This window comes from Natrinema soli, from assembly GCF_028618695.1.
Map to the genome: position 1 here is coordinate 1 of NZ_JAQIVI010000358.1, position 10762 is coordinate 10762.

10 protein-coding genes and 1 pseudogene are annotated in these 10762 nt (G+C 64.2%); 4 read left to right on the top strand and 7 right to left on the bottom strand.

The window, feature by feature from the left end:
• Both PGX04_RS20465 and PGX04_RS20470 read right to left on the bottom strand, forming a co-directional pair.
• Window positions 1-482, bottom strand: a 482-nt coding sequence (locus tag PGX04_RS20465) for a beta/alpha barrel domain-containing protein (RefSeq protein WP_465263829.1), incomplete at its 3' end; no start/stop codon positions are given.
• 127 nt (window positions 483-609) lie between these two features.
• Window positions 610-1374, bottom strand: a complete 765-nt coding sequence (locus PGX04_RS20470; RefSeq protein ID WP_273740200.1) for an acetoacetate decarboxylase family protein — start codon at window positions 1372-1374, stop codon at window positions 610-612.
• A 235-nt stretch (window positions 1375-1609) separates the two neighbouring features.
• On the opposite strand from PGX04_RS20470, the gene PGX04_RS20475 reads away from it, so the two are divergent.
• The gene (locus PGX04_RS20475; protein ID WP_273740201.1) at window positions 1610-2143 is read left to right on the top strand and encodes a hypothetical protein; all 534 of its coding nucleotides are present in this window, start codon (window positions 1610-1612) and stop codon (window positions 2141-2143) included.
• A complete protein-coding gene (locus tag PGX04_RS20480) occupies window positions 2059-3027 on the top strand; it encodes a hypothetical protein (RefSeq protein WP_273740202.1) in 969 nt (322 codons plus the stop codon). Before PGX04_RS20475 ends, PGX04_RS20480 begins: the two co-directional genes overlap by 85 nt.
• Window positions 3028-3036: 9 nt before the next feature.
• On the opposite strand, the pseudogene PGX04_RS20485 reads toward PGX04_RS20480, so the two are convergent.
• A pseudogene (locus PGX04_RS20485) lies at window positions 3037-3141 on the bottom strand (acetoacetate decarboxylase family protein); the annotation flags it as partial.
• 149 nt (window positions 3142-3290) lie between these two features.
• Between PGX04_RS20485 and PGX04_RS20490 the strand changes: the two are divergent.
• Together PGX04_RS20490 and PGX04_RS20495 are read left to right on the top strand one after the other, a co-directional pair.
• Window positions 3291-5015, top strand: coding sequence for a PQQ-binding-like beta-propeller repeat protein (locus PGX04_RS20490; RefSeq protein WP_273740203.1), 1725 nt, complete (start codon window positions 3291-3293; stop codon window positions 5013-5015).
• 70 nt (window positions 5016-5085) lie between these two features.
• Entirely contained in the window at window positions 5086-5775 is a 690-nt protein-coding gene (locus tag PGX04_RS20495) for a DUF1405 domain-containing protein (RefSeq protein ID WP_273740204.1), read from the top strand.
• A gap of 26 nt (window positions 5776-5801) precedes the next feature.
• Here the strand turns inward: PGX04_RS20495 and PGX04_RS20500 are convergent, their stop codons facing one another.
• The 4 genes from PGX04_RS20500 to PGX04_RS20515 form a co-directional block, all read right to left on the bottom strand.
• Window positions 5802-6155: a DUF7344 domain-containing protein gene (locus tag PGX04_RS20500; RefSeq protein ID WP_273740205.1), complete on the bottom strand. Its 354-nt coding sequence runs from the start codon at window positions 6153-6155 to the stop codon at window positions 5802-5804.
• 206 nt (window positions 6156-6361) lie between these two features.
• Entirely contained in the window at window positions 6362-9019 is a 2658-nt protein-coding gene (locus tag PGX04_RS20505; RefSeq protein WP_273740208.1) for a valine--tRNA ligase, read from the bottom strand.
• Between the two features lie 351 nt (window positions 9020-9370).
• Entirely contained in the window at window positions 9371-10276 is a 906-nt protein-coding gene (locus PGX04_RS20510; RefSeq protein WP_273740206.1) for an HFX_2341 family transcriptional regulator, read from the bottom strand.
• 50 nt (window positions 10277-10326) lie between these two features.
• The gene (locus tag PGX04_RS20515; RefSeq protein WP_273740207.1) at window positions 10327-10554 is read right to left on the bottom strand and encodes a DUF7860 family protein; all 228 of its coding nucleotides are present in this window, start codon (window positions 10552-10554) and stop codon (window positions 10327-10329) included.
• Window positions 10555-10762: the final 208 nt, after the last annotated feature.

A 10762-nucleotide genomic window follows, 5' to 3' on the forward strand; every position in this document is an offset into this window, starting at 1 on the left:
CCGGCCTCGCCCTTCGTTCGGATCATCGCCGCGCCCTCGTCGATCCGGCGCAGGGCCTCGCCGAGGTCGCGCGCGCCGCAAACGAACGGCGCGGTGAACTCGCGCTTGTCGATGTGGTAGGCGTCGTCAGCCGGCGTGAGCACCTCGCTCTCGTCGATCATGTCCACGCCGACGGCCTCAAGGATCTGGGCCTCCTTCGTGTGGCCGATGCGGGCCTTCCCCATGACGGGGATCGAGACGGAATTGACGATCTCTTCGACGTCACCGGGATCCGCCATCCGCGCGACGCCGCCGCGCTTGCGAATGTCCGCGGGGACGGCTTCCAGCGCCATCACCGCGACCGCGCCGGCCTCCTCGGCGATTCGGGCCTGTTCGGGATCGACGACGTCCATGATGACGCCACCCTTCTGCATCCGGGCGAACCCGCGCTTGACGAGATCGGTGCCGCGTCTGAGTTCCTCGAGATCGGTTTCCTCGGTCATACTACCCGGTTTGGAGTCACCGCACTTACGCGTGTTCTTTGGGACCGGTTCGGCCGCGAGAGCCGAAATCGGGCGGCAGGAGCAACTGGTTCGTTCAGATCCGTTCGGTGTCGTCACTGGCGCTACGCTACTCGTCTACCCGCTCGCCTTCGAACAGACGCGCTCGAACGTCCGAGCCGTACAGTCGGGTGAGCGGCCGTTGCCACAGTCCGAGCTCCCGTGCAAGCTCCGCCGTGACCTCGAGACGCGTCCCGACTGACGGCCCGCTTCCGATCGCCACCTCGCCCCGAATCTGGGCTTTCGTCCGCAGGAGATCTCCGTCTTTGCGCGTGAAACTGGCCATCGTCCAGTCGCGCACTCGAGGGCTGAGCCGGGGCCGGGAGACCTCGAGTCGGACGGTATCGCGCCCGCCATAGCAGTCGCTGTCGACGACGGTTCGAACCCCGTTCGGGCCGTCTGTCACCGTGATGTCGGCCCGTTCCTTGGGATAGCCCCAGCACTCGCGGCCGAGCGCGACCGAGGGATCGGTCGTGACCGGGAGCCAGTGCACGTAGCCGCCCATTTCGCCGTCCGCGAGCTGTGCGAGCGGGAGGGTCGTTCGACTCCCGCGGACCGCCGGGATGATGACGGCGAACTCGTCGTAGGGCTCGAGGCCCGTCTCGTCTCGATCCCCGCCACCGACCCGGTGGTACTGAATCCCGATGAGCGCGACGCAGCCGACGCCGGGTGCGATCGCGAGCGGCGCGAGTTCGTCAGGCAAGACGGACTCAAGGACCGGCCGTCGCGCGGGGACCGTGACGCCGCCGATCGCAAAGGAAAGTTCGAGGGGGAGGTCGATCTCGTGGCCGGTCGAGAGCGCGACTCGAGTTCGGTCGGCGGTTCCAGGGTGCATGCGACGATCGACATCGTCCACCCGCTAAAGGGTGAGGATCGGTCGGAGTCGTTTCTCTCCCCCTCGACGCTTCGGACCGATACTTTCCCCGGCAGCGAGACTCTCGATCCGAGTCGTGTGCGATACGGCAACTGGGGGCATCTTTCCGGACACCCGGATTCCGCCGGCTCGCGGCTCGTCGCCCCGCCCGAAACAGTTGTCCAATTGAAAACTATATCCTAACAACTATATAGTGATGACAATTGCTCCCCTTGCCGACGAGTGCATGGCAGAATGGCATCGCCGTTCAGTACTGGCGACAGGTGCAGCGCTTTCGATCAGCGGACTCGCTTCGATCGGAGTTAGTGCAGCAGATTCCGATGATAACGTCCAGAGGGAAGGGACCGTCGACAGGCCCGCGGACACGCGAGTGACGCCCGACACGACCGCTCCGAGTGGCGTTCGAATCGCAGTCAAAGAAGACCTCGTCGGACTCGAGCTAACCGTCTCCGAGCAGACCACGGGCGCGGATACCGCGGAGCTCGCCGACGGCCTCGGTAACACGCTCACGACGACGGACGTCTCCGGTCTCGGTCCCGGCGACACGTTCCAGATCGAGCATGCTCTGCAGGCCGGTGAGGAGTACATCGTCCTCATCGACGCCGATGGAGAGTACGACCGCGGCGCCTACAACGAGGATCCCGATTGGCCGTACGACGGCGGCTCCTTCGAGGTATCTGGGCCCGCGACAGGAGTTCGACCCAGAACTTCTACGCCTACACCGAGCTAACCGCGATCGCGGAGGGCGACGGCGACGGAGACGTCACAGGGACCGTCAACAGGCCCGCGGACACGCGAGTAACGCCCGATACGGCCACTCCGAGCGGCGTCCGGATCTCGGTCGAAGAAGACCTCACGGGCCTCGAGCTGACGATCTCCGAGCAGACCACCGGCGCCGACTCCGCGGAACTCGCCGACGGCCTCGGCAACACGCTCACGACGACGGACGTCTCCGGTCTCGGTCCCGGCGACACGTTCCAGATCGAGCACGCTCTTCGGGCCGGTGAGGAGTACATCGTCCTCATCGGCGCCGATGGAGAGTACGACCGCGGCGCCTACAACGAGGATCCCGACTGGCCGTACGACGGTGGCTCCTTCGAGGTCCTCGAGGGTATCTGGGCCCGCGACAGGAGTTCGACTCAGAACTTCTACGCTTACACCGCGCTGTCCGCGCTCTCGGACGGCGACGATGACGAGGCAGGGACCGTCGACAGGCCCGCGGACACGCGAGTGACGCCCGACACGACCGCTCCGAGTGGCGTTCGAATCTCGGTCGAAGAAGACCTCACGGGCCTCGAGCTGACGATCTCCGAAGAGACCACGGGCGTGGATACCGCGGAACTCGCCGACGGCCTCGGCAACACGCTCACGACGACGGACGTCTCTGATCTTGGTCCCAGTGATACCTTCCAGATCGAGCACGCACTGCAGGCCGGTGAGGAGTACATCGTCCTCATCGACGCCGATGGAGAGTACGACCGCGGCGCCTACAACGAGGATCCCGATTGGCCGTACGACAGCGGCTCCTTCGAGGTCCTCGAGGGAATCTGGGCCCGCGACAGGAGTTCGACCCAGAACTTCTACGCCTACACCGAGCTAACCGCGCTCCGGTAGTCGCGGGAGCAGGACGCTCTCGAGTCGGTCGCGTCGGGCCTTGACCGTCACGCCGCCCATCGCGAAGGCGAGCTCGAGCGGGAGATCAATCTCGTGGCCGGTCGAGAGCGTCACTCGTAATCGGTCGTCGGGACTGCGCTACACGCGACGATCGACGTACGCGACGCGTTAAAGTAGGGGGGTGTCGATCGAAACAGTTGCGGGGATTATAATTATACCTTAGATACAGGATAGTAACGACAGTATCCTGTATAGATCGCGGCATGGAAGAATGGCATCGCCGTTCGGTACTGGCGACAGGTGCAGCGCTTTCGGCCGGTGGACTCGCTTCGATCGGTGCAGGATCCGACGGTGACGACGCCACAGAGCTGCCGGATCCGAACGTCTCTCCAAATCCGGAGATGGAAGACGAAGACTGGCCGTCGTTCGCCGGCGATGCCGGTCACGCGCGATTCATCGAAGACGGGCACGAGTTCGATGGCGACCTCGAGGTCGCCTGGACCGTCGCGGACGACGAACTTATACCGACGGTCGGGTCCCCGTCGGTCGCCGTCGCTGACGGCACCGTCTACGCGACCGGTCCCACGACGCACACGTTCGAACAGGGTTCGTTCGGCGTCGCCGCTTACGACGCGACGGACGGGTCGCTGCGCTGGAAGAACGACGATATCAACGTGAGCGATCCGTCAGTCGTCGGCGACACCGTCTACGTCACGGGTGAGGAACTCTTCGCACTCGACGTGGCGGACGGCAGCGTCCGCTGGCAGACCGAGTTCGATCCCGAGGAACCGATCGAGACCCAGACGGTCGCCTACGGCGCCGTGTTCGTCGTCGTCGACGGGACCCTGTACGCCCTCGAGAGCGACGACGGTTCGGTCCGTTGGGAGATCGATTCGGTCGCGACTACCGACGGAGCGGACGAATACGAATTTTTCGCGTCCGTGGCTGCGGCAAACGGTGTCGTGTACGCCGCTACGCGGGAAATTTCCTTGGCGATCGAACCCGCAACCGGGACCGAAGTCTGGCGGTACGAAACGCGATTTACGCCCGCTCAGACCCGTGCAACTACGGCTGCGGTCGCCCTCGGTAGGTTTAGTTTCTACGAACGGGGGATTCGCGACGCACAGACGGGTGAGCACCTCGAGATCGGAGCGGCAGAGTACGGAGATCTGACGCTTGGAGAGGAGATTTATACCGGCATCAGCGCGCAGTATCTGGAAGGCGCGTCTATCGACGGCGACGAATACAGTTGGGAAATACCGATCCTCTATGATGCCGGCCGACCGGTCATTAGTGGGGAGACCGTCTATACCTACTTCGAAGACGAGTCGGATGGAATGTCGTCGTGGCCGAAATACAGCGATGAACTCGTTGCGCTCGACAAATACGAGGGAACCGAGAAGTGGGCGATCTCGAGAGACGATGCGCCGGTCGGACTGATCTGTGCGATCGGCGACGAAACGATCTACGTCGAGCACGACGGCGAACTCGTGGCGCTTCGCGAAGAAACCGACACGGACGACCAGCCCGACGAGAGCGACGAGAGTGACGAGAACGACGACACGGACGGCGGAAACGACGAGGGAGACGGATCTGACGAGCAAGACGGGTCCGACGACGAAGACGAGTCCGACAACGAAGGCGGGTCCGACAACGAAGACGGGTCCGACGACGAAGGCGGGTCCGACGAGGGAGACGAGCAGCAGGACGGTGAAGACGACAGTGACGAAGAAGACGAGTGCCCCTGTCCGGACGACGATCCGGCTGCTGACGACGGAGAGTCCGTCGGCGACGGCGATGACGGGAACGGAACCGCCGGAGATGGGGACGCTGGAAACGAGACGAACGCTGGAAACGAGACGGACACCGAGAACGACATCGTTGCCGACAACGTGCCCGGCTTCACGTCCGGTGCCGGCCTTCTCGGCGGGGCGCTCGGCCTCGAGTGGCTGCGCCGGAAGGCCGACGCGGACGAACCGGCCGAGTGACGCTCTGCTCGGTTGAGAGTCACCAACCGCTACTGTTTTGCGGGTGTCGACCCTCACGGCGAGTGAAACGATGTCCGTGACGAGTCGGTTGTCCGACCGGGAGCCGTTACCGAGCTATCTCGCGCCCGTGCCGAAGACGCTCGAGGAGCTGGGGCTGCGGTTCGCGTGGCTCGTCGTGGCGATCAACCTCGCGGGGACGGCCTTCGGCTTCTGGTACTACTCGGGACAGTTCACCGAGACCGCGACCGTGCTCTGGCCCTGGGTTCCGGACAGTCCGCTCGCGACGCTGTTCATCGCACTGGCAATCGCCTGCTGGAAGGTGGGCCGCGAACAGCCGTGGCTCACCGCGCTGGCGTTTTTCGGCAACGTCGTCCTCGGACTGTGGACGCCCTACACGCTGCTCGCGTTCGCGGATTCCTACGCGTACCTCTCCCCGGTGATGTACCAGTTCCTCTTCTGGAGTCACCTCGCGATGGTCGTGCAGGCCTTCGTCCTCTACCGGATCAGCGACTTTCCGGTGTGGGCCGTCGCCGTCGCCGCCGTCTGGTACTGGAGCAACCTGCTCGTCGACTACTTCGTCCCCGTCGTCGGCGAGCCCCACCACACGATGATCCCCGTCGGGCGCGACGAAGCCATGTTTCTCGAAGCCGACGCGCTGGGCGTAATCGCCGCCGGCGAAGTGACGTTCGTCCTCCTGGCGCTGTTTCTCGCGCTCGCGATCCGGGTCAAAAAGTGCGAAGCCGCCGGGAGTCGGCCGTAGCTGCCGACTCGAGCGGCCGGTTTCGCTTACAGCTCGGCGACGAACGCGAGTTCGAGGTACGGATCGAGCGAGCGAGCCGCCGCCCGCCGCTCGAGCGTCCCCGCGTCCGCGTCGTATCGCAGTACCTTCGAGTCGACCAGCTTCCAAAGGTGATTGTGGTGGAACTCGACGGCGATCTGCTCGAGGCGTTCGCTGGTCGGGTTGCCCTCTCGGTGGGCGATCCGATCGACGAGTTCCTCGACGCTCACGGCCCCCACTTTCCGTGACAGGTAGTACAACGCGTACCGGCGCTGGTCATCGAGCAGCAGCTCGAAAATCGTGTTGGTCGGTAGCGTCGCATCGGTTTCAGCAGCGTTGGCGTCTGATATATCTGTCTTCATAGTGCTCTGTACTCAGCTTACGCGACGATAGGCGACGAATCGACTCCATCCAACTTCAGCAGAGCACGCCAAACGATTGGCAGAAATCGTCATAAATCTTCTGTACGGGGGAAAAACTGTCGGAAAATATCTGTTCTGGAATGTGATTGTCCAGAAATCCAGTGGTATCCAGCCGCGAGGCGATTCCACACCGAGGGAGAAGCGGCCTACTCGAGGATGAGGACCGCCGATTCGGTCTCGATCATCTCGCCCTCACCCGAGTAGGTTCGCTCGAGTTCGACCGCGAAGAGGTCGTCCGCGAGTTCCTCGCCGGCGACCCGGAGAACGCCCGCATCGTCATCGATTTCGTACTCGCCGCTCTCGATCCCGGCGTCGATCTCGCCGACCTTCGACCCGAACTTCGGGCCGACCGACGAGTAGTCGAGATCGATCGACGCGACCTCGGTCGTGATCTCCGGCGGTTCCTCGAGCACCGCGAGGTCTCGCACGTGCATCACGTGCTTGATCGCGTCTTCGAAGCCGTCGATAGCCCCGTAGACGGCCACCGACTCGAGGTCGCTGTTCAGCGGCAACTGGTGCTCGCTCTTGTAGCGTCGCAGCGCGGAGATGACCTCCATGGCGGTCTCGCCGGCCGCGAGGTCGGCCTCGTACCCCTGCGGGTCGGGCCAGTCGCGGGTGTGGATGCTGCTCTCGCCGAGGTTCTCGCTCCCGTCACTGTAGACGGCCTGCCAGATCTCCTCCGTCGCGTGGGGCAAGAACGGGGCCCAGAGCTCGAGGAACGTCCGATGCGCGGTCCGCAGCGCATACTGCGTCGACGGCTCGTCCTCTCGGGTCTTGGCGATTTCGAGGTAGTCGTCGCAGAACGTGTTCCAGAAGAACGTCCGCAGGCGGTCGCGGGCCTTCGCGAACTCGTAGTCCTCGAGGTGTGCGGTCAGATCCGCGACGGCGTCGTCGAGTTCCGCGAGGAGCCAGCGATCGATCGCCTCGAGGTCGGCGGGCTCGTCGGGATGGGCGGGCGCGAGCGTGTCGACGAGCTTGGAGGCGTTCCAGAGCTTTCGCAGGAGCTTCTCGCCGGCGGTGAGGTCCTTCTCCTGATACGGGAAATCGTCGCCGACAGCGGCGCTGGCCGCCCAGAACCGGACGGCGTCGACGGGGTACTCCGAGAGCACTTCGTCGGGTTCGACGACGTTACCCCGTGATTTGGACATCTTCTCGCGGTTCTCGTCGAGGACGTGGCCGTTGATCATCGTCGCGTCGAAGGGCACCTCGCCGGTGTGCTCGTAGCACTTGACGACGGTGTGGAACAGCCAGAACGAGATGATGTCGTGGCCCTGCGGGCGCAGATCGAACGGGTAGAGCTCCGGGTTATCCATCGTGAACGACTCGGACTCCGCGTCCCAGTCCCAGCCGGCGTTGATCAGCGGCGTCAGCGAGGAGGTCGCCCACGTGTCGAAGACGTCGTCTTCGGCCTCGAACTCGTCGTGACCGCACTCCGGACAGCTCGAGACGGGTGGCTCGTCGCTCAGCGGGTCGACCGGCAGCTCCGTCCGCTCGGCCATGATTTCGTGATCGCAGTCCGCGCAGTACCAGACCGGGAACGGGATGCCCGAGTCGCGCTGGCGCGAGATGAGCCAGTCCCACTCGAGGCCCTCGATCCAGTGCTTGTAGCGGGTAAACATCTTCTCGGGGTACCAGTCCATCTCCCGGCCGGCCTCGAGGTACTCCTCCTTGTGGTCCAGAATCTCGACGTACCACTGTTTGGAGACGCGGTACTCGACGGCGGTGTCGCAGCGCTCGTGGACCTGGACCGCGTGGGAGATTTCCCAGCGGTCGCGCAGGGAGCCGTCGTCCTCGAGGTCCTCGACGATGGCCTCGCGGGCTTCCTCGGTGGACATGCCCTCGTAGGGGCCGGCGAGGTCGGTCATCGTCGCGGATTCGTCGATGGCCACCCGGAGCGGGAGGTCGTGGGCCTGGTACCACTCGATGTCGTTCTGGTCGCCGAAGGTACAGCACATCACGACGCCGCTCCCTTTCTCCATGTCGACGCGCTCGTCCTCGATGATCGGCACCTCGTGGCCGAAGAGCGGAATCCGAGCGGTCTCGCCAATGAGATCCCGATTCTCTTCGTCGTCGGGGTGGACGAAGACGGAGACACAGGCCGGGATGAGTTCCGGACGCGTCGTGGAGATGACGAACTCGTCCCGTGGCGCGTCCGATCCGACGAGTTCGAACGCGATGTCGTTGAAGTGCGAACCGCGCTCCTCGTCTTCCATCTCGACCTGCGAGATGGCCGTTTCGCACTCCGGACACCAGATCGCGGGCGCCTTCTTGCGGTACTCTCTCCCCTTCTCGTAGAGGTCGAGGAACGATAGCTGCGAGATCCGCTGGACGCGCGGTTCGATCGTCTTGTAGGTGTTATTCCAGTCGATCGAGGTCCCGAGATTCTGCATCTTGCGCGTGAAGTCGTCCTCGTACTCCGCACAGACCTCGCGGCAGAGCTCCTGAAACTCCCGGCGCTCGTAGTCCTGATGGCGGATATCCAGTTCGGACTCGGTCAACCGCTCGCTCGCGATCCCGTTGTCGTCGTAGCCGAAGGGAAAGAGCACGTCGCCGTCGTGCATCCGCTGGAAGCGCGCCGCGAAGTCCTGCAGGGTCGAGCCGTAGAGGTGGCCCATGTGCAGGCTGCCCGAAACCGTCGGCGGCGGCGTGTCGATCGCGTAGACCGTGTTCGGGTCCCGCTCCTCGTCGGCCTCGTAGGCGTAGACGTCCTCGTCGATCCAGCGCCGTTGCCAGCGGGATTCGACTGCGTCGGGATCGTAGCCTCCCTCGAGGCTGGGTTCGTCGTCCTGTTCCGGCGCGTCCATGCTCATGCTCTCACCGCCCGTCGCGGGCGTCGTCGGTGCGTCGTCCGGCTGTGAAGTTGGCTATCGTCCATAAAGCGGCCGTTGTGCTGTGAATGCTGGTCGGCGACAATACATCCGTCGAAACGGGGTGGGGATACGGGGCTACGAGGCCCCTACGAAAACGGTACCGCGCGGGCCGGCGAAGGGAGTATCGCTCACTGCGACGGACTCGATCATACGTACCCCTTGCCCCGGAAGCCGTGTTAGGTGTTTCGTCGGCAATCGATTCGGTCGCACGAGGGAAGGAGGGATGAGCGCCACGAGACCGAACACGGAGAATCGCCGCTCGAGTGGGCCCCGCTACTGAGCGGATTACTGCGAGCCGTCGTCGGAGTGAGCCCGCACCCAGAGCTCGCCGATCCGCGAAAGCCTGGTCCGATACGATTTGCCGTGCTCCTCGCGTTCGATGTACCCCTTGCCGCCGGGGCCCAGCCGGTCGACGTTGTAGATGACCTTCGATCGGAAGCTGTCGGTGTACTCCTCGTTCAGCTCGCGGGCCAGCGACTCCGCCAGTTCTGAAACGGAGTCGAACTCGCCGTCCTCGCCGAGCTTGTAGAGAATCAGCTCTTCGAATGGCTTGACGTTCGAGAAGGAGGCGACCGGTAACTCGACGATGTGCTTGCCGTCGATCTCCTTCGCGCCGATGGTCGTTCCGCGTTCGTCGAACTCGGCTAGCAGGTCGCGAGCACTCTCGAGGCGCGTCGCGATCCGGTCGTCTGCGGGGCCGTCATCGGTATCTCGCCGGAGATCCTCGAGCAGCGAGATCTGTTCGCGAAGCTCCTCGGCGAGTTCGGTCTCGAGGTACTTCTCGGGGGCGGTGTAGTAGGTGTGGATCCCCTCGCGGTCCTCCTGGCGTTCGACCATCAGCGAGTGGGCCGCGTTGGCGAACGCGAAGCTCACGGTCCGGGGCATCGCGGCGACGTTGACCCAGACCTCGTTGCCGGAGTCGAGTTCCGCCGTGATGAGTTCGTATGCCTGCTCGAAGGCGTCGTCGTAGTCGTAGACGTCCTCGAGGACGAACCGCTCCGTCCGGGCACCGAGCAGGTTCTCGAAGTCCGTCTCGAGTTTCTTCGAGAGATGCCGGGAGTACTCGACGTTGGCCTCGCTGCCGACGGCTCCCTCGAGGAGGATGACGCTGTCGACGTCGATCTGATCGCGCACGAGCGGCGCGATCAGCCGGTCGTAGTCGAAGCCGACCGGGACGATGTGGGTTTGCATAGTCGACAGTTAGACGGGCCCGTTACAAAAGCACCGAGTCGTCAGCCGCGTTACTCCGTGAGCGGCATGATGATGCCGAACACGAACGGCGAGGCAAAGCCGATAGCGAAGCCGATCATCGTCAGCGCGAAAAACAGCGTGTTCTCCCACTGAGGGAGCGATCCGAAGAACGCGTGTCCGACTAACTCGCTGCCCGCACCCACGACGAAGAGGGCGAGTCCGAGGAAGAAGCCTCGCTTCGCCAGTCGTGGGTAGTCTGGACCACTATAGTATCCCATACGTGGTGCTACACGGCCGATCCATTAATTATTTCGACATCCCGGTTTCGCGGTCCGGGAACCGATCCCGCTTTACTCACCCGCTGTACTGTCGTCCGCAGGCCCGAGCTCGAGCCCCCGAAACAGATCCACGATCGCCTCGCGGTCGCGGGCCGGATCCACGTCGAGGGCGGCCGCGAGCAGGTCCGCGCCGTCGGGGGCCTCGAGC